We start from the raw sequence: 18062 nt of genomic DNA on the forward strand, positions 1-18062 counted from the left end.
CCCCCAGCGCCTGCGAGATGGCGCCGGCCAGCCGCCGCGCGTCGGCGCGCGGCAGGGCGAGATAGACGCCGCCAAGCCGGTCGGACAGGTTTCGCCCCTCCTGCCCCGGGCGGGTCGCCGTGTCGATAACGATCGCGCCGATCCCCTGCGCGCGCAGCGTGTCGGCCATGCGCCCGGCATCCTCGGCCGCCAGCGCGCGCCCGCCGGTCCCGTCGAGCCCGACATTGGCGCGCCCATCGGTCAGGAGCGCGATCTTCGGGCTGAGACCGCGCCCGCCGGATTGCATGGCAAGCCGCGTGGCCGCCTCGAGCCCCGCGGCCAGCGGCGTGCCGCCGCCGCCCGGCAGCGCGGCGAGGCGGCGCTTGGTCTGCACGAGCGAGCGGGTGGGCGGCAGGAGAAGCTCCGCCCCCGTGCCGCGAAACGCCACCAGCGCGACGTGGTCGCGCCGGGCATAGGCCTCTGCCAGAAGGATCTCCACCGCGCCCTTCGCCTCGCCGAGCCGCGCCATGGCAAGCGATCCCGACGCGTCCACGGCGAAGATCAGCAGGCGGTCCGAGCGGTCCTCGTAACGGCGCAGGCGGACGTCGGAGGCATGGACGAGCACGCGCCCCGCGTCGGGCTGCTGTCGCCGGCGGATGGTCTGCCAGGGCGCGGCGGCGCGCAGCGTCGCGACGAGATCGACCCGGTCCGGCCCGCCGGGGCGGCCGGGGCGCGAGGGCAGGGGTCGGCCGCGCCGGTTGCCTTTGCGCTTCGCCCCGGCGCCCGCGCCGCTTATGGCGCGCCGCGTGGCCTTTTCCTCGGCGAGCCGCGCGAGCAGGTCGCGCGGCACGAGCGCCGATACGGCCTCGACCAAAAGTTCCGACGGGATCTCCGCGCCCTCGTCTTCCCCGTCGGGCCTGTCCTCGCCGTCCTCCGTTTCCGGCGGATCGGGGTCGGGAGGCGGTGGCTCCTCCTCTTCTTCCTCCTCCTGGGGCAGCATCGTCGCGCGGGCGGGGTAGACGAGTTCGGCGGCGTTTCGCAGGTCATCGTCCGAGATCGCGTCGCGCTCGGCGAGCGCGGCCTCTGCGCGCGCGGCGCGCAAGGCGAGGAGGGGCGCGCGCAGGCTGTCGATCCCGAAGCGCGCGGCAAGCGCGGTCAGGGCGGCGGCGTGCTCGTCCGTGGTGGCGAGCTCGGGAAGACGGGCACGCGCCGCCGCGATCGCCGCCGCGCCGGGCATGTCGCCGCGGGCCTCCAGCCTGCCGATCCCCTCCAGGTCGACGCGGAACGCCAGCCGCTCGGCAAGCGGTTTCGGCGCGCGCTCGTCGGGCTCGGCGCCCTCGTCGAGCAGGATGAGCGCGTGTCCCGGGCTGGCGTCGAGGATCTGCGCCAGCCGCGCGGCAAGATCGGGCGGGCAGCGTTCAGCCATCGGCAGCACGATCCGGCCGGGGCGCTGGGCGAGCCCCCCTTGCACCACGGGCCGCCCGGCGGCGAGGGTCGCCGCGACGTCGAGGCCGCCGAAAAGCTCGGCATCGCCGGTTTCGGGATGGATGCGGTGAGCCTCTCCCGAAAGGCCGGCGACGTGGTCCTCGAAGGCGCGCCGCACCGGGCCGACGCGGGCGCGCACCACCATGCCCCGAAGCCCGGCCGGATCCACCGCGAGAAGCGCGAGCGCATGGAGCGCCCGCTCCCACCGCGCCCGGCCGTCCGTCACGCGAGGATCTCCTCGACCACCCGGGCCACGCGTGTGCCCGAGCCGGCCTCGTCCAGCGGATCGCGGCGCAGCCGGTGGGAGAGCGCGATCGGCGCGACACGGCGCAGATGCGGCCGCGCCAGCTCGTCGGCGCCCTCATAGGCGGCCAGCGCCCGGCCCGCGCGCAGCAGCGTCAGCTCGCCCCGCAGCCCGTCGGCGCCGAGCGCCACGCAAAGCGATGCGCAGTCGCGCAGGCTGTCGTCCGGGGTCGCCACCTCGCGCAGGCGTGACCGCGCGTCGAGGATCCGCTCGCGCACCTTGGCGTCCTCGGCCTGCCAGTGCGCCATGAAGGCGTCGTGGCGGGTCTCGAAGGCGTCGCGCCGGCGCACCACCTCGATCCGGTCCTCGATGTTGGTTGGAGAGGCGACCTCGACCGAAAGGCCGAACCGGTCCAGCAGCTGGGGGCGCAACTCGCCTTCCTCGGGGTTGCCCGAGCCCACCAGCACGAAGCGCGCCGGATGGCGGACCGACAGGCCCTCGCGCTCCACCACGTTCTGGCCCGATTGCGCCACGTCGAGGAGAAGATCGACGATGTGATCCTCCAGCAGGTTCACCTCGTCGATGTAGAGGTAGCCGCGATTCGCCTGGGCGAGCAGGCCGGGCTGGAACACCTTCTCGCCGCTGGTGAGCGCGCGTTCGATGTCGAGCGCGCCGGTCACGCGGTCCTCGGTCACGCCGAGGGGAAGGTCGACGACGGGCGTCGGTTTTTCCACGATCTCGCTGCCCACGCCCAGCGCCCAGTCGGGCACCTGCTCTGGGGCCTCGGCGTTCACCGGGCAGCCCTGCACCACGCGAATCGGCGGCAGCAGCGCGGCGAGCGCCCGCACGGCGGTGGATTTCCCCGTGCCCCTGTCGCCGAAGACCAGGACGCCGCCGAGCCCCGGCTCGATCGCGGTCAGGATCATGGCGAGCTTCATCTGTTCCTGTCCGACGATGGCTGAAAACGGGAACGGGGCGGTCATGCGGCGATCTCCAGATCTGCGACGGGGTTCCGGCCTTCCCATGTGCCACGGACCGACCGGACGCGGAAGCGTGCGTAGAGTTCCTCGCTGAACCAGTCGCCCTCGCGCACGGCGCGGATGGCGCGGCCGTGCGGCCCGTCGCCCCGGGCGAAGCGGGCCATGGCCGAGGTGTCCGGCCAGATCGAGAAGGTCACCTGGCGCAGCCACGGCACCTCGCCGATGCCGATCTTGAAGCGCACGTTGGGGTCGGCGCCGATGACGTCGCTGATGTCGGGCCCCGCGCCCCAGAACGCGCGCGCCCTCGTGGGCCGGATCGTCGCACGGGTGAGGGCCGCGACCGGGCCGGGGCGGGCCGCCTCCGTCACCTGGAAGGGTTCGCGCCCCGACCAGCGCCCGCGCACCGAGGTGGTCGAGAGGAAGACGGTCATCGCCTCCTCCGCGTGGTCGTGGTAGCGGCGGAAGACGGGCGCCTCGGCGGTCTGCCTCTTGGCGGCCTCAAGGTCGGGCCAGGTGGCGAGAATGGCGTAGACGCCCCAGTTGGGGCGCGGGGTGAAGCCCTCGCCCGTGCCTGAGCCGCAAAGCTTCCAGAAGCCCAGACCGGGCAGGCGCGACATCGCCCAGCGCGCGGCTCCCATCTGGGTGAACGCCCAGACCCTGTCGAAGCCCGGGGAGAAGCGGAAAAAGCTGAGGCTGACGGTCTGGATGGCATCCCCTCCGGCTTGGGTGTCAGATGTTTCTGACACGGATTGCGGGGCCTGAAAAGAGCCCGCCCCGACCTGCGGTTCTGGTTGTAAAGCAAAATGGACAGTAGTAGCATACAGGCATGTTGACACGCCTCGATCCGAACCTCGTCGCCGGCGCCACGCCCGCCGCCCCATCCGCCATCGTCGTCGGCGCCGGACTCGGGGGGCTCGCCTCCGCGATGCGGCTCGGCGCGCGCGGCTACCGCGTCACCGTCATAGATCGCCTCGACCGCGCCGGGGGGCGCGGATCCTCCATCACGCAGGAGGGTCATCGCTTCGATCTCGGCCCGACCATCGTGACGGTGCCGCAGGTCCTGGAAAAGCTCTGGGCGGCCTGCGGGCGCGATTTCCACGCCGACGTGGACCTGCGCCCGCTCGATCCCTTCTACGAGATCCGCTGGCCGGACGGGTCGCATTTCACCGCGCGCCAATCCACCGAGGCGATGGTGGAAGAGGTGCGCCGCCTCTCGCCCGGCGACGTGCCCGGCTACCGGAAATTCCTCAAGGATGCGGAGCGCCGTTACGTCGTCGGTTTCGAGGGTATGGTCGCCGAACCCATGCACCGGCTCTGGGACACGGTGAAGGTGCTGCCGGAATTCGCGCTGCTTCGGGCGGACCAGTCGATCCTGGGCCTCGCCCGCAAGCGGGTGAAGGACGAGCGGTTGCGCATGGCGCTGTCGTTCCATCCCCTCTTCATCGGCGGCGATCCGATGCACGTGACCTCGATGTACGCGCTCGTGAGCCACCTCGAGAAGCAGTTCGGCGTGCATTACGCGATCGGGGGCGTCCAGGCGATCGCCGACGCGATGGCCAGGGTGGTAACGGAACAGGGCGGGCTGATCCGCCACGGCGCCGAAGCCGACGAGATCCTCGTCCGGGATGGTCGCGCCGCGGGCGTGCGCCTGACCGACGGCGAGACGCTGCCGGCCTCCGTCGTCGTGTCGAACGCCGATGCGGGGCACACCTATACCCGGTTGCTGCGCAACGCGCCGAAGCGACGCTGGTCCGACCGCAAGATCGGGTCGCGCCGGTGGTCGATGGGCCTGTTCGTCTGGTATTTCGGCACGAAGGGCACCGCGGGGATGTGGAAGGACGTGGGACACCACACGATCCTTTCCGGGCCGCGCTACGAGGGGCTTCTGAAGGACATCTTCCTCAAGGGGCACCTGGCGGACGACATGAGCCTTTACCTGCACCGACCCTCGGTCACCGATCCCACCGTGGCACCCGAAGGTGGCGACACCTTCTATGTCCTTTCGCCCGTCCCGCATCTTGGGCACGCGCATCCGGTGGACTGGTCGACGATGCGCGATGCCTATCGCGCGAAGGTCGCGAAGGTGCTCCAGGATACGATCCCCGGCTTCGAGGATCATCTGAGCGCAGAACTGATCTTCACCCCCGAGGAGTTCCGCGACCGGTACCTCTCGCCCCTGGGCAGCGGGTTCTCGATCGAGCCGCGCATTCTTCAAAGCGCGTGGTTCCGGCCCCACAACGTGAGCGAGGAGGCCGAGGGCCTCTATCTCGCCGGCGCGGGCACGCATCCCGGCGCGGGGCTTCCGGGCGTCGTCTCTTCCGCCGAGGTGCTGGACAAGCTCGTGCCCGATCCCGTGCAGGTGACGGCGTGATCGCGCCCGCGGACCTCGATCACTGCACCCGGGCGATACGGCACGGGTCGCGCAGTTTCCACACGGCATCGCGGCTTCTGCCGCGCGACGTGCGCGACAAGGCGCTCGCGCTCTACGCGTTCTGCCGGCTGGCCGACGACGCCGTGGATCTCCAGGATGCCAAGGCCTCCGCGGTGGACGGCCTGCAGGAGCGCCTCTCGCTCGTTTACGACGGGCGGCCGCGCAACGCGCCCGAGGATCGCGCCTTCGCCGCCATGGTGGCCGACACGGACATGCCGCGCGCGCTGCCCGAGGCGCTGCTCGAGGGATTTGCCTGGGACGCGCTGGAGCGGCGATACGACAGCTTCTCGGAGCTTTGCGCCTATTCCGCGCGGGTCGCGTCGGCCGTGGGCGCGATGATGTGCGTGCTTATGGGCGTGCGCGACAGGGGCGCGCTTGCGCGGGCGTGCGATCTCGGCGTGGCGATGCAGCTGACGAACATCTGCCGCGATGTCGGCGAGGACGCGCGCGAGGGGCGGCTTTACCTGCCCACCGCCTGGCTCGTCGAGGCCGGGCTCGATCCGGACGCGTTCCTCTCTGACCCGGACGCCTCCCCGCAGCTTCGCGCCATCGTGCGCAGGCTTCTGCGGGAGGCCGACACGCTCTACGCCCGCTCGGAGGCCGGGGTGACGCGCCTTCCGCGCGGGGCGCGGCCGGGCATCTTCGCGGCGCGTTACATCTACGCGGGGATCGGCGGGCGTGTCGCGCGCGCAGGGCATGACAGTGTCGGCATGCGGGCCCGGACGAGCGGCGCGGAGAAACTCGGCTGGGCGAGCCTCGCCATCCTGCGCGCCTCGGCCACGATGGTGATGCCGGTCTCGCCGCTGCTTTACGCGCGCCCGTTGCCGGAGACGGCCTTCCTGGTCGAGGCCGCCGCGGCGCCGGAGACGCGGCGCGCCGATTGGTCGGACAAGCTTTACGCGACGCTCGCGCGCGCTAAGGCGCATGAGCTCGAGCGTGCGCGGCCCTTGATGCAGGGGATGCCGCGGGCTAGCTAACTCGCATGGATTTCGTTCTCTTCGCGATTTTCCTCGCGGCCTGCTTTGCCGCGGGGTCGACCGGCGGGCTCTTCCCGCCGGGAGCGTGGTATCGCGACCTTTCGAAACCCTGGTGGACCCCGCCGGACTGGATGTTCCCGGTCGCCTGGACCGCGCTTTACATCTGCATGTCGAGCGCCGCGGCCCTTGCCGCGGTCGAACCTGACAGCGGCCTCGCCATGGCGCTCTGGGGACTTCAGATCGCGCTCAACGGCCTCTGGACGCCGGTCTTCTTCGGGTTGCGACGGATCAAGCTCGGCATGGCAGTGCTCGGCGCGCTCTGGCTGTCGGTCGCGGCCTGCATGGCGGCGCTCTGGCAGGTCGTACCGCTCGCCGGGGCGCTTTTCCTGCCCTACCTGGCGTGGGTCAGCATCGCCGCCGCGCTCAATCTCGCGGTGTGGCGCCGTAACCCCGACATCGCCGCCAATCCTCCGGAATTCGCCAGCTAGTCCGGAAAGCGCCAGCCGGCGCGGCGCGGGACCCGCACGGCGAGCATTGGCTTGAGAAGCGGCGAGCGGAATCGGGTGAGGTCCAGCGCCTCGTGGACGCCCACCGTCTCTTCCCCGTCGAGGCGCGTGCGCACCGCCGAGCGGTTGTAGAAGGGCGCGTCGAGCATTGCGAGCACCTGCCGCGGCCGGTAGCCCGCATCGGCGCGCGTCTCGCGGCGGACCATCCAGAAGGGGCGCTTGAGCGGCGCCTTGGGATGCGGCTCCACCAGTTCCGCCCCGCCGGACTCGTCGAAGTGGATCGCCTGCGCCAACTCGCTGCCGTCGAGGCGCGTGGCGTCGTAGAAGCAGGTGGCGCCCTTCCGGGTCGGGAAGCGCCCCCAGGTCCAGTAGGCGAAATCCTCCTCCAGCGCCCGGCTGCCGAAATTCGCGTCGAAGTAGCCGTGCCCCGACCACTGCCATCCCGGCGCGTCCAGCGCGACCTCGATCCCGGCATTGGGGGCGAAGGGCCGCCAGACATGGGCGCCGTCCTCCGTCAGAAGAAGTTCGCGGTCGCTCAGGGCGGCAGGCTTCACCCGGATCTGTCCCCGCACGCGCGAGATCACCGGCGGGGCGGAGATCTCGTTCACGTCGATGACGAGTTCGCCCGCCTGCCAGTGCATCGCAGAGGGGCCGACGCGGAAACTGTCGCGGCTCTTGCGAAGCGCGCTGCGGCCCCGGTCGGTCATGGTGAAGCGCCCGCCGGGCCCGTAGGTGGCCACGTTGATGCAGACGTGGTTCTCGGGATCGCGCCGGCCCGACCAGCGGTACCAGGGCGAGAAGACCGAGCCTATGAAGCCGATGACGGAGACGGCGCGGCGGCCGTCGTCCGAGATGCCGTCGATGTACCACCACGCGTAGCCGTTGGGCGGGACGTCGACGTCGAAGTTCGGTCGCTCAGCATCGCCTCGGCCGCGTGCCGCCCGGAGAGGGCCGCCATCGGCACGCCCGCCCCCGGGTGCGCCCCGCCCCCCGCGAGGTAGAGCCCCGCCACTTTCGTCCGCGCCCGCGGCCGCCCCAGCGCGGCCGTCATCCCGTGCGGGCTCTGCCCGTAGAGCGCCCCCAGCGAGGCCGGGAACAGGCTCTCGAACCCGCCCGGCGTCGTCAGCGCCTCCGGTCCCGGCAGGGGATCCATCGCAAGCCCCATGTGGTTCAGCTTGTCGAAGGTGCGTTTCAGGCATGGGGCATACTCCTCGGCGGCGCGCGACGGGCCCTCCAGGGGCGGCGCGTTGACGATGATCTCGAAGCGTTCCTGCGCGGGTGGCGCGCGGCCGAGGCCGCGGTCCTGCGCGCAGATGTAGAGCGTGGGGTCGGCGGGCGGTCGGCCCGCGCGCAGATCGGCGAATTCGGCCGCGTAATCGGCCGAGAAGAAGACGTTGTGGTGGGCGAGGTCGCGCCCGGACGGCTGTGCCGCGAATGCCCAGACCTGCGCCGAGAGCGAGCGCGGCGCCCGCGCCGCGGCCTGCGCGACCTTGCCCGTGCCGGGTCCGAGCGCCCCGGTGGCCAGCGCGCGCGGATCGCCGTTGAAAAGAACCTGTGCGGCCGGAAGCCGTGTGCCGTCCGCGAGAGACACCGCCACAGCGCGGCCCCCGTCGGTTTCGATCCGCGCCACATGGGTGTCGTAGCGGAACTGAGCGCCGCATTCTTCGGCAAGCCGCGCGATCTTCGCGGCGAGCGCATGCATGCCGCCCTCGACCACCCAGACCCCGGCGGCCTCCGCCTGCCAGATCAGCGCGAGAAGCGCGGGCGCGGCATAGGGCGAGCCGCCGACATAGGTGGCGAACCGCCCGAAGAGCTGCGCGAGGCGCGGGTCGTCGAACTGGCGGCGCAGGGCCTGCGCGAGGGTCGCATGGGGCGCCATGTCGGCCATCAGCCGCGGCCGGCGCAGGACCGTCGCCGCGAGGTGGGGCAGGCGCGGCTCCGCCGTCTGCATCATCGGGCGGTCGAACGCCTGGTAAAGGCGCCGCGCCCGGGCGGAGAAGGCACGGAACTGGTCCGCCGCCCGCGGTCCGGCGAAGGCGTCGATGGCCGCGGCATTTTCCGTCTCGCTGTCGAAGAGGTCGAGCGTCGCGCCGTCGGGCCAGAAATGCCGCGCCAGCAGATGCTGGCGGTGCAGGGTGACGTGATCCTCCAGGCGCGCGCCCATGGCGGCGAAGAGATCGTCGAAGACGCACCGCATGGTGAGCACCGTGGGCCCGGTGTCGGCCGGGCCGGACGCCGTGGGCACGGTCCGCATCTTGCCGCCGGGCGCCGCGTGCCGCTCCAGCACGAGGACGGGCCGGCCGGCTGCGGCCAGCCGCGCCGCGGCGGCCAGCCCTCCTATCCCCGCGCCCACCACGATCGTGGGCGTGTCGCTGAAATTCGTCGCCGCCATGCCCTGATTGTTGACTCCGGCTTGCGAAGTGTCCAGAATAATTTACACATTGCGTGTCAGTTTATAAAGACGCAGCCAGAAAGCAGGAGCCCGCCCCATGGATCTGAACGCGCGTATCGACGACGCGGTGTGCCGCGCGATCGCCATCGGCCGGGGCGGTGTCGCGCCGGCGCAGCTTTCCGAGGCGCTGGATTACGCGACCTCGCCGGGCGGGGCGCGCATCCGGCCTACGATCCTCGCCTCCGTGGCGATGGCCTGCGGCGACGACCGGCCCGGCGTGACCGATGCCGCCGCCGCGGCGCTGGAACTGATCCATTGCGCCAGCCTCGTGCACGACGACCTGCCCTGCTTCGACGATGCCGAACTGCGCCGCGGCAAGCCGTCGGTGCACCGGGCCTACTCGGAGCCTCTCGCGGTTCTTGCCGGCGACAGCCTCATCATTCTCGCCTTCGACGTGCTCGCCCGTGCCGCCGAGGACGCGCCCCGCCGCGGCGTGCGCCTCATGCGCACGCTGGCGCAGTGTTCGGGCATGCCGAACGGGATCTGCGCGGGCCAGGGCTGGGAGAGCGAGGCGAAAGTCGATCTCGCCGCTTATCACCGGTCGAAGACCGGCGCGCTTTTCATCGCCGCGACCCAGATGGGGGCAATCGCGGCGGGACACGACGCCGAACCCTGGTACGAGCTGGGCGACCGCATCGGCGAGGCGTTCCAGGTGGCCGACGACCTGCGCGATGCGCTCATGGACGTTGACGCGCTGGGCAAGCCCGCGGGACAGGACGAGGCGCATGGACGCCCGAACGCGGTGGCCGAGCTCGGCGTCGCCGGCGCCACCGGCAGGCTGCGCAACATCCTCGCGGGGGCCATCTCCTCGATCCCGTCCTGCCCCGGCGAGGCGCGCCTTGCCCAGATGGTTCGCATGCAGTCCGAGCGGATCATGCCCGACGCCGTCCGGCACCTCGCCTGACATGGCCGACGCGGTGCAGGAGCGCCCGGCCTCGCGTCCCCGCGGCGATCTTCGCACATGGCTCGCCCGGCTCGCCGCGCGCGAGGACGTCCAGCGCTGGGCGAGCGCGTTGCCGTTCACGCGCGGCCGCGTGCGGCGCGAGGGCGAGGCGCTCATGGATCTCGTCTCGGGGTTCGTGCAGAGCCAGGCCCTGCTCGCGCTTGTGGAGCTCGACGTGATCGGCGCGCTGATGGACGGGCCGCGCGCGCCCGCCGCGCTGGCCCGCGCCGCGGACGTGCCGGAAGACCGGATGGCGGCGCTCTTGCAGGCCGGGGCGGCGATGGGCCTGCTGCACCGGCGCCGCGACGGCCGCTTCGCGGTGCGGCCCCGGGGCGCGGCGCTCGTCGGCGTGCCGGGCCTCGTGCCGATGATCCGGCATCACGGCGCGTTTTACCGCGACATGGCCGATCCGGTGGCGCTCTTGCGTGGCGAGGCGGACACCGAGCTCGCGCAGGTCTGGCCCTATGTCTTCGGCGCCCGGGAGGGGCTGCATCCCGCGACCGCGCGCGCCTATTCCGACCTCATGACGCAATCGCAGGGGCTGGTGGCGCAGGACGCCCTTCGCATGGTCCCGCTGCGCGACGTTCGGCGGCTTCTCGACGTGGGCGGCGGCACCGGCGCATTCCTGCGCGCCGCGGCGGCGCGCCATCCAGGGCTCGAGCTCGCGCTCTTCGACCTGCCCGAAGTGATCGACGAGGCGCGCGGCCAGATGGCTGCCGCCGGCCTCGAGGCGCGGACCCGCTTTCACCCGGGCTCGTTCCGGGACGCCCCGCTGCCCCAAGGGGCCGATGCGATCTCTCTGATTCGCGTGCTCTACGATCACGAGGACGCGACGGTGCGCGACCTTCTGGCCAAGGCGCATGCCGCGTTGCCGCCGGGCGGTACACTCGTCGTGGCCGAACCTATGTCGGGCGGCGACCGGCCGGACCGCGCCACCGACATCTACTTTGCCTTCTACACGATGGCGATGCGGACCGGGCGGGTGCGTTCGGCCGCGCGTATCGCGGAAATGGTCGCCGAGGCGGGATTTGAGGAGATCCGCGTGCCGCGCGCCGCGCGCCCTTACGTCACCGGCGCGCTCTCCGCCGTCCGACGGAGCTGACGGCGTTGCAGAAGAATCCGTCCAACAGCATTGACAGATTAGACTGTAAAGCTAAACTGACACTCAAGACACGGGAACGCATCGGGCGCCGTCTCGTACACGGGCGCCGGCGAGAGAGAGAACATGGATACGACTGCTGTTCTTCTTAACGGTCCGAGGGACCTTCATCTGGACCAGGTTCCCCTCGCGGAGCCGGGCGCGGGCGATCTCGTCGTGCGAATCGGGCATTCGGGCATCTCCACCGGCACCGAGAAGCTTTTCTACACAGGCCAGATGCCGCCGTTTCCGGGCATGGGCTACCCGCTCGTCCCCGGCTACGAGGCCGCGGGCGAGATCGTGGAGGCCGATGCGGCCACCGGTTACCGGCCCGGCCAGCACGTCTTCGTGCCGGGCGCCAACTGCTTCGACGGGGCCTTCGGGCTCTTCGGCGGGGCGGCCAGAACGCTGGTCACGCAGGCCGACCGGGTGACGCCCATCGACGCCGGCTGGGGCGCGGAGGGCGCGCTGCTCGCGCTTGCGGCCACGGCGCGCCACGCCATGGCCGGCCTCGACAAGACGGTGCCCGACCTCGTCGTCGGTCACGGGGTCCTGGGCCGGCTGCTCGCCCGGCTGACCGTCGCGGCGGGCGCCCCCGCTCCCACCGTGTGGGAGGTCGCCGAGGACAGGCGCGCGGGCGCCGAGGGCTACGAGGTCATTCACCCCGACGACGATCCGCGGCGTGATTACCGCGCGATCTACGACGCGTCCGGCAACGCGGCGATCCTGAACGACCTCATCGGACGCCTGGCGAAAGGCGGCGAGGTGGTGCTCGCGGGGTTCTATCCCGAAGGGCTCTCCTTCGCCTTCCCGCCCGCCTTCCTGAAGGAGGCGCGCCTTCGCGTGGCCGCCGAATGGGCGCGCGAGGATCTCGCGGCGACTCGGGCCCTGGTGGAGAGCGGCGCGCTCTCTCTCGCGGGGCTGATCACTCACCGCGTTCCCGCGCGGGAGGCCGAAACCGCATACCGGACAGCCTTCGAGGATCCGGCATGCCTGAAAATGATTCTGGACTGGGAGGATGCGGCGTGAAGGACGAAGTGCCGAACCTGAAGGATTTCGATCAGCGTCTCCGCGACGAGGCCGCAGAGGATCCGACGCTTGAGGTTCCCGCGGAGGAGCCGACCAAACACACCCAGATCATCGCGATCTACGGCAAGGGCGGCATCGGCAAGTCGTTCACGCTGGCCAATCTCAGCCACATGATGGCCGAGCAGGGCAAGCGCGTGCTGCTGATCGGGTGCGATCCCAAGTCGGACACCACGTCGCTCCTGTTCGGCGGCAAGGCCTGCCCCACGATCATCGAGACCTCGACCGCGAAGAAGCTCGCCGGCGAGGAGGTCAAGATTGGCGACGTCTGCTTCAAGCGCGGCGGCGTCTTCGCGATGGAGCTTGGCGGGCCCGAGGTTGGCCGCGGCTGCGGCGGGCGCGGCATCATCCACGGCTTCGAGCTGCTGGAGAAGCTGGGCTTCCACGACTGGGATTTCGACTACGTGCTGCTCGATTTCCTGGGCGATGTCGTCTGCGGCGGCTTCGGCCTGCCGATCGCGCGGGACATGGCGCAGAAGGTGATCGTGGTCGCCTCCAACGACCTGCAGTCGCTTTACGTGGCCAACAACGTCTGCTCGGCGGTGCAGTATTTCCGCAAGCTCGGTGGCAATGTTGGCGTGGCCGGCATGGTCGTCAACAAGGACGACGGGGCCGGCCAGGCCCAGGCCTTCGCCGAGCAGGTTGAGATCCCCATTCTCGCCGCGATCCCGCAGGACGACGACCTGCGCCGCAAATCGGCCTCCTACGAGATCGTTGGCACCAACGAGACCCAGTGGGGCGCGCTTTTCGCGGAGCTGGCCGAGAACGTGGCCGGCGCCCCGCCGACGCATCCCACGCCGCTGTCCCAAGACGGGCTGCTCGGCCTTTTCGAGGGCAAGGACACCGGCGCCGACTTCGTGCTCGAGCCGGCGACCGACGAGGACATGCGTGGCAAGTACACGGCGACCAAGGAGTCGCTGGAGGTGATCTATGACGACGCCTGAGCCCGCTCGCGATCCCCAGCTCGCCGCGCTGCGCCGGATGCTGGCGCAGGCCAAGCCCGAACAGCTTCGCCGGCTTTTCGACGACATCCGCCACGCCGGCGCCCCGGATGAAGACGGGAGGACCGCATGACCGACGAGGTGCGCTACGACGACGCCGCCGACGCCGTGGTGATCCGGGGCGAGACCCGCACCGCCTCCGCGCCGGAAGGCGCGGCCGCCGCCGGTGTGGCCGACGGGATGGGCTGCCACTCGGGCCAGGAGATGGAGAAGGCCGCGCGCATGGCCGGCCAGTCCGAAATCCTGGACCAGTATGCCGCCGACTATCCGCAAGGGCCGCACGACAAGCCGCAAAGCATGTGCCCCGCCTTCGGCTCGCTGCGCGTGGGTCTTCGGATGCGGCGCGTGGCCACGATGCTGTCGGGCAGCGCCTGCTGCGTCTACGGCCTGACCTTCGTGAGCCATTTCTACGGCGCGCGGCGCTCGGTTGGCTACGTGCCCTTCAGTTCCGAGACGCTGGTCACGGGCAAGCTGTTCGAGGACATCCGCGACGCGGTCTACGAGATGGCCGATCCCGACCGCTTCGACGCGATCGTGGTGACGAACCTCTGCGTTCCGACCGCCTCGGGCGTGCCGCTGCGGCTCTTGCCGGACGAGATCAACGGCGTGCGCATCGTGGGCATCGACGTGCCGGGCTTCGGCGTGCCCACGCATGCCGAGGCGAAGGATGTTCTTGCCGGCGCCATGCTGAACTACGCCCGCGCGGAGGTCGAGGCCGGGCCGGTCGCGGCGCCCGAGGGCGGGCGCGCGTCGCGCCCCACCGTGACGATGCTGGGCGAGATGTTCCCCGCCGATCCCATGATGATCGGCCGGATGCTCGACCCCATGGGTCTTGCCGCCGGGCCGGTCGTGCCCTGCCGCGAGTGGCGCGAGCTTTACGCCGCGCTCGACGGCGCGGTGGTCGCGGCGATCCACCCCTTCTACACCGCCGCGATCCGCGAGTTTCAGGCGGCCGGTCGGCCGATCGTGGGCTCGGCGCCCGTGGGCTACGAGGGCACCGCCGCCTGGCTGAAGGCGATCGGCGAGGCGCACGGCGTCCCGGCCGAGAAGATCGCCGAGGCGCAGAACGCCGTGCTTCCAGCCATCAAGGGCGCGCTCGAGGGCGCGCGGCTGGAGGGACGGATCACGCTTTCCGGCTACGAGGGCAGCGAGCTTCTGGTGGCGCGGCTTCTGGTCGAGAGCGGGGCGGAGGTTGCCTATGTCGGCTCCGCCTGCCCGAAAACGCCCTGGAGCGAGGAGGACGCCGCCTGGCTCGAGGCGCATGGCGCCAAGGTCAAGTTCCGCGCGAGCCTCGAGGACGACTGTGCCGCGATGGAGGCCATCCGGCCCGACCTCGCCATCGGCACGACGCCTGTCGTGCAGAAGGCCAAGGAGATGTCGATCCCGTCGCTCTACTTCACGAACCTCATCTCGGCCCGGCCCCTGATGGGGCCCGCGGGCGCCGGCTCGCTTCAGCAGGTCATGCGCGCCGCGATGGAGAACAAGGACCGCATGGAGCACATGAGCGCCTTCTTCGACGGTGTCGGCGAAGGCGACACGGCGGGCATCTGGGAAGGTGCGCCCAACCTGCATCCCGAGTTCGCCGAGCGCCACCGCAAGAAGCTCGAGAAGCAGGCGCGCGCGGCCAAGGCGGAGCAGATGATATGAGCGCCGCCCGCCGCAACCACCCTGCAGGATGCGTGATCTCACGCACCCTGCGCGCCACCTCCGGAAACGACGGGAGGGCCACATGCTGATCCAGGACCACGACAGGGCCGGCGGCTACTGGGGCGCGGTCTATGCCTTCACCGCGGTGAAGGGTCTCCAGGTCGTGATCGACGGCCCGGTGGGCTGCGAGAACCTGCCGGTGACGAGCGTGCTGCACTACACCGACGGCCTGCCGCCGCACGAGTTGCCGATCGTGGTCACCGGGCTCGCCGAAGAGGAGCTGGGCCGCGAGGGCACCGAAGGCGCCATGAAGCGCGCGTGGGACACGCTCGACCCGGCGCTTCCCTCGGTCGTCGTCACCGGCTCCATCGCCGAGATGATCGGCGGCGGCGTGACGCCGCAGGGCACGACGATCCAGCGCTTCCTGCCGCGCACCATCGACGAGGACCAGTGGGAATCGGCCGACCGGGCAATGACCTGGATCTTCACCGAGTTCGGCATGACGAAGGGCCGGATGCCGCCCGAGAAGAAGCGGCCCGAGGGCGCGAAACCGCGGGTCAACATCCTCGGGCCCATGTACGGCGTGTTCAACATGCCCTCGGACCTCGCCGAGATCCGGCGTCTGGTCGAGGGCATCGGCGCGGAGGTCAATATGGTGATGCCGCTGGGCAGTCACCTGGCCGAGATGCGCGATCTCGTGAACGCCGACGTGAACGTGGTGATGTACCGCGAGTTCGGCCGCGGCCTCGCCGAGGTGCTGGGCAAGCCGTACCTGCAGGCGCCGATCGGGGTGGAGAGCACCACGAAGTTCCTGCGCAAGCTGGGCGAGCTCACGGGCCTCGATCCCGAGCCGTTCATCGAGACGGAGAAGCACTCGACCATCAAGCCGGTCTGGGATCTCTGGCGCTCGGTCACGCAGGATTTCTTCGCCACGGCGAGCTTCGCGGTGGTGGCGAACGAGACCTATGCCCGCGGCCTTCGCCAATACCTCGAGCAAGATCTGGGGCTGCCCTGCGCCTTCGCGGTGGCGCGCGTGGCGGGCCGCAAGACCAACAACGAGGAGGTGCGGGCGCTGATGGCGCGCGAGCGGCCTCTGATCGTGATGGGAAGCATCAACGAGAAGATGTACCTGGCCGAACTCAAGCAGGGCCACGGCCCGCAGCCGGCCTTCATCCCGGCGAGCTTCCCGGGTGCCGCGATCCGGCGCGCCACGGGCACGCCCATGATGGGCTATGCCGGCGCGACCTATGTCCTGCAGGAAGTCTGCAACGGGCTTTTCGACGCGCTTTTCCACATCCTGCCGCTGGGCACGGAGATGGACGCGGCGGACGCGACGCCCACGCGGCTGCGCCGCGATTTCCCCTGGGACGCCGACGCGCAGGCAGAACTCGACCGCATCGTGGCGACCCATCCCATTCTCACACGCATCTCGGCGGCGAAGTCCTTGCGCGACGCCGCCGAGCGCGCCGCGCTCGAACAGGGCGCGGAGCGCGTGGTTCTCGAAACCGTCAAGGCCTTGTCGCCGGCCTCACAACGCGACGCTCAGGAGGGCTGACAAAATGACAGACATGACCTCTAACCCCCCGACCCGGACCCGCTGCGGACGGCGCCGCGGGGCCGAATTCCAGTTCTATTTCGCACTCATCTTCACGGCGGCGATCCCCTTCGCCTCCGCCGCGTGGGTGCGCGACGTGATCGGTCAACGCTCGCTCAACATGCACGGGCCGCTCGCCCGCGCCTGGGCCGAGGCGGACCGGATCACGCCAGTGATCTTCTCGGCCTGAGCGTGACGCTCGGACCGGGAGAAAGCCCTGCCCGCCTTCGGGGCGGACAGAACCCGGCGGGGCATCCTGCTCCAAAGGACCCGGCCGCGGGGATCGCGGCGTCAGTCTAACGTTCCGGAGGAAAGTTCATGGCTGATAATACCGACCTGTCCTTCACAGGTCTCACAGACGAACAGGCCCAGGAACTGCACTCGGTCTACATGAGCGGCCTTTGGCTGTTCGTGGCCGTTGCAGTGGTCGCGCACATCGCGACCTTCATCTGGTTCCCCTGGTTCTGATCGGAGGAAAACAAGATGGCAAAGTTCTACAAGATCTGGCTGATCTTCGACCCTCGCCGCGTGTTCGTGGCCCAGGGCGTGTTCCTCTTCCTGCTCGCGGTGATGATCCATCTCGTGCTGCTCAGCACCGATGGCTTCAACTGGTTCGAGATCGCTGCGGCGAAATACGAACGGTGACCACGGCACACCGACATGGCTGCGGGCGGCCCGGGTCGCCCGCAGCAATCCGACACGGCAACACTGACGGCTTTCGGTCGCACCGGCCAGCCGCCAAACGCGGAGAAAGATAATGGCTTTGCTCAGTTTCGAGAGAAAGTACCGCGTCCGCGGAGGGACGCTGATCGGCGGCGACCTGTTCGATTTCTGGGTCGGCCCCTTCTATGTAGGCTTCTTCGGGGTCACGACCGCCTTCTTCGCCGCGCTGGGGACGATCCTCATCTTCTGGGGCGCGGCAGAGCAGGGAACCTTCAATCCCTGGCTCATCAACATCGCGCCGCCCGATCTCAGCTACGGGCTCGGCATGGCGCCGCTCATGGAGGGCGGGCTGTGGCAGATCATCACGATCTGCGCCATCGGCGCCTTCGTGAGCTGGGCGCTCCGGGAGGTGGAGATCTGCCGCAAGCTCGGCATCGGCTATCACGTGCCCGTCGCCTTCGGCTTCGCGATCTTCGCCTACGTCACGCTGGTGGTGTTCCGCCCGGTGCTGATGGGCGCCTGGGGGCACGGATTTCCCTACGGCATCTTCAGCCACCTCGACTGGGTGTCGAACACGGGCTACGCCTACCTGCACTTCCACTACAACCCGGCGCACATGCTGGCGGTGACGTTCTTCTTCACCACCACCCTGGCGCTCGCCCTTCATGGCGGCCTGATCCTGTCGGCGGCCAACCCCGAGAAGGACGAGGAGGCCAAGACGCCGGACCACGAGGACACCTTCTTCCGCGATTTCATCGGCTACTCGGTGGGCACGCTGGGCATCCATCGCCTGGGCCTGCTGCTGGCGCTCAACGCCGGCTTCTGGTCAGCCATCTGCATCATCATCTCGGGTCCGGTCTGGACCAAGGGCTGGCCCGAATGGTGGAACTGGTGGCTCGAGCTCCCGATCTGGCCCTCTCAGGTGGGGATGTAAGA

Annotated in this window: 19 protein-coding genes; 14 read left to right on the plus strand and 5 right to left on the minus strand. The window is 70.4% G+C overall.

The window, feature by feature from the left end; all coding sequences use genetic code 11:
* From AB6A66_RS08445 to crtA, 3 genes are all read right to left on the minus strand, one after another.
* Positions 1–1690, minus strand: a 1690-nt coding sequence (locus AB6A66_RS08445; protein ID WP_371055533.1) for a magnesium chelatase subunit D, incomplete at its 3' end; no start/stop codon positions are given.
* The gene (gene bchI, locus AB6A66_RS08450) at positions 1687–2691 is read right to left on the minus strand and encodes a magnesium chelatase ATPase subunit I (protein ID WP_371055534.1); all 1005 of its coding nucleotides are present in this window, start codon (positions 2689–2691) and stop codon (positions 1687–1689) included. The genes AB6A66_RS08445 and bchI, both read right to left, overlap by 4 nt.
* Positions 2688–3434, minus strand: coding sequence for a spheroidene monooxygenase (gene crtA / locus AB6A66_RS08455; RefSeq protein ID WP_371055535.1), 747 nt, complete (start codon positions 3432–3434; stop codon positions 2688–2690). The genes bchI and crtA overlap by 4 nt, the downstream gene beginning before the upstream one ends.
* A gap of 80 nt (positions 3435–3514) precedes the next feature.
* Here crtA and AB6A66_RS08460 point away from each other — a divergent pair, with 80 nt between their 5' ends.
* Genes AB6A66_RS08460 through AB6A66_RS08470 form a run of 3 tightly spaced genes read left to right on the plus strand, consistent with a single transcriptional unit; the run spans position 3515 to position 6584 of the window.
* Positions 3515–5059, plus strand: coding sequence for a phytoene desaturase (locus tag AB6A66_RS08460; protein WP_371055536.1), 1545 nt, complete (start codon positions 3515–3517; stop codon positions 5057–5059).
* Positions 5056–6096, plus strand: a complete 1041-nt coding sequence (crtB, locus tag AB6A66_RS08465) for a 15-cis-phytoene synthase (RefSeq protein WP_371055537.1) — start codon at positions 5056–5058, stop codon at positions 6094–6096. Before AB6A66_RS08460 ends, crtB begins: the two co-directional genes overlap by 4 nt.
* A 5-nt stretch (positions 6097–6101) precedes the next feature.
* Positions 6102–6584, plus strand: coding sequence for a TspO/MBR family protein (locus tag AB6A66_RS08470; RefSeq protein ID WP_371055538.1), 483 nt, complete (start codon positions 6102–6104; stop codon positions 6582–6584).
* Here the strand turns inward: AB6A66_RS08470 and crtC are convergent.
* Both crtC and crtD read right to left on the minus strand, forming a co-directional pair.
* Positions 6581–7456: a carotenoid 1,2-hydratase gene (crtC, locus tag AB6A66_RS08475; RefSeq protein WP_371038790.1), complete on the minus strand. Its 876-nt coding sequence runs from the start codon at positions 7454–7456 to the stop codon at positions 6581–6583. The genes AB6A66_RS08470 and crtC overlap by 4 nt on opposite strands.
* Positions 7411–8994 (minus strand): 1-hydroxycarotenoid 3,4-desaturase CrtD, encoded by a 1584-nt coding sequence (gene crtD / locus AB6A66_RS08480; protein WP_371055539.1) that lies wholly within the window; start codon positions 8992–8994, stop codon positions 7411–7413. The genes crtC and crtD overlap by 46 nt, the downstream gene beginning before the upstream one ends.
* A gap of 97 nt (positions 8995–9091) precedes the next feature.
* Between crtD and AB6A66_RS08485 the strand changes: the two genes are divergently transcribed.
* From AB6A66_RS08485 to pufL, 11 genes are all read left to right on the plus strand, one after another.
* Positions 9092–9958 carry a polyprenyl synthetase family protein gene (locus AB6A66_RS08485; RefSeq protein WP_371055540.1) on the plus strand — a complete coding sequence of 289 codons (867 nt, stop codon included), beginning with the start codon at positions 9092–9094 and terminating at the stop codon, positions 9956–9958.
* 1 nt (position 9959) lies between these two features.
* Positions 9960–11099: a methyltransferase gene (locus AB6A66_RS08490; RefSeq protein WP_371055541.1), complete on the plus strand. Its 1140-nt coding sequence runs from the start codon at positions 9960–9962 to the stop codon at positions 11097–11099.
* 123 nt (positions 11100–11222) lie between these two features.
* Complete coding sequence (gene bchC / locus AB6A66_RS08495; RefSeq protein WP_371055542.1) at positions 11223–12164, plus strand: chlorophyll synthesis pathway protein BchC; 942 nt, start codon at positions 11223–11225, stop codon at positions 12162–12164.
* Positions 12161–13165 (plus strand): chlorophyllide a reductase iron protein subunit X, encoded by a 1005-nt coding sequence (locus AB6A66_RS08500; RefSeq protein ID WP_371038774.1) that lies wholly within the window; start codon positions 12161–12163, stop codon positions 13163–13165. Before bchC ends, AB6A66_RS08500 begins: the two co-directional genes overlap by 4 nt.
* Positions 13152–13295: a hypothetical protein gene (locus AB6A66_RS08505; protein WP_371038773.1), complete on the plus strand. Its 144-nt coding sequence runs from the start codon at positions 13152–13154 to the stop codon at positions 13293–13295. The genes AB6A66_RS08500 and AB6A66_RS08505 overlap by 14 nt, the downstream gene beginning before the upstream one ends.
* On the plus strand, positions 13292–14869 hold the full coding sequence (gene bchY / locus AB6A66_RS08510) for a chlorophyllide a reductase subunit Y (protein ID WP_371055543.1): 1578 nt from the start codon (positions 13292–13294) through the stop codon (positions 14867–14869). Before AB6A66_RS08505 ends, bchY begins: the two co-directional genes overlap by 4 nt.
* 82 nt (positions 14870–14951) lie before the next feature.
* Entirely contained in the window at positions 14952–16424 is a 1473-nt protein-coding gene (gene bchZ / locus AB6A66_RS08515) for a chlorophyllide a reductase subunit Z (protein ID WP_371055544.1), read from the plus strand.
* A 4-nt stretch (positions 16425–16428) separates the two neighbouring features.
* Entirely contained in the window at positions 16429–16653 is a 225-nt protein-coding gene (gene pufQ, locus AB6A66_RS08520; RefSeq protein ID WP_371055545.1) for a cytochrome PufQ, read from the plus strand.
* Positions 16654–16781: 128 nt separating this feature from the next.
* Positions 16782–16931, plus strand: a complete 150-nt coding sequence (pufB, locus tag AB6A66_RS08525; protein WP_371038769.1) for a light-harvesting antenna LH1, beta subunit — start codon at positions 16782–16784, stop codon at positions 16929–16931.
* Between the two features lie 15 nt (positions 16932–16946).
* Complete coding sequence (gene pufA, locus AB6A66_RS08530) at positions 16947–17108, plus strand: light-harvesting antenna LH1, alpha subunit (RefSeq protein WP_371038768.1); 162 nt, start codon at positions 16947–16949, stop codon at positions 17106–17108.
* 112 nt (positions 17109–17220) lie between these two features.
* A complete protein-coding gene (gene pufL, locus AB6A66_RS08535; RefSeq protein ID WP_371038767.1) occupies positions 17221–18060 on the plus strand; it encodes a photosynthetic reaction center subunit L in 840 nt (279 codons plus the stop codon).
* Positions 18061–18062 lie beyond the last annotated feature (2 nt).

This window comes from Rhodosalinus sp. K401, assembly GCF_041365735.1.
GTDB lineage: Bacteria > Pseudomonadota > Alphaproteobacteria > Rhodobacterales > Rhodobacteraceae > Rhodosalinus.

Coding starts and splice junctions, on each gene's coding strand:
- AB6A66_RS08460 (WP_371055536.1), top strand. CDS start 3,515: ATGTTGACACGCCTCGATCCGAACCTCGTCGCCGGCGCCACGCCCGCC.
- bchY (WP_371055543.1), top strand. CDS start 13,292: ATGACCGACGAGGTGCGCTACGACGACGCCGCCGACGCCGTGGTGATC.
- AB6A66_RS08505 (WP_371038773.1), top strand. CDS start 13,152: ATGACGACGCCTGAGCCCGCTCGCGATCCCCAGCTCGCCGCGCTGCGC.
- AB6A66_RS08470 (WP_371055538.1), top strand. CDS start 6,102: ATGGATTTCGTTCTCTTCGCGATTTTCCTCGCGGCCTGCTTTGCCGCG.
- crtD (WP_371055539.1), bottom strand. CDS start 8,994: ATGGCGGCGACGAATTTCAGCGACACGCCCACGATCGTGGTGGGCGCG.
- pufA (WP_371038768.1), top strand. CDS start 16,947: ATGGCAAAGTTCTACAAGATCTGGCTGATCTTCGACCCTCGCCGCGTG.
- bchC (WP_371055542.1), top strand. CDS start 11,223: ATGGATACGACTGCTGTTCTTCTTAACGGTCCGAGGGACCTTCATCTG.
- bchI (WP_371055534.1), bottom strand. CDS start 2,691: ATGACCGCCCCGTTCCCGTTTTCAGCCATCGTCGGACAGGAACAGATG.
- pufL (WP_371038767.1), top strand. CDS start 17,221: ATGGCTTTGCTCAGTTTCGAGAGAAAGTACCGCGTCCGCGGAGGGACG.
- AB6A66_RS08490 (WP_371055541.1), top strand. CDS start 9,960: ATGGCCGACGCGGTGCAGGAGCGCCCGGCCTCGCGTCCCCGCGGCGAT.
- bchZ (WP_371055544.1), top strand. CDS start 14,952: ATGCTGATCCAGGACCACGACAGGGCCGGCGGCTACTGGGGCGCGGTC.
- AB6A66_RS08485 (WP_371055540.1), top strand. CDS start 9,092: ATGGATCTGAACGCGCGTATCGACGACGCGGTGTGCCGCGCGATCGCC.
- pufB (WP_371038769.1), top strand. CDS start 16,782: ATGGCTGATAATACCGACCTGTCCTTCACAGGTCTCACAGACGAACAG.
- pufQ (WP_371055545.1), top strand. CDS start 16,429: ATGACAGACATGACCTCTAACCCCCCGACCCGGACCCGCTGCGGACGG.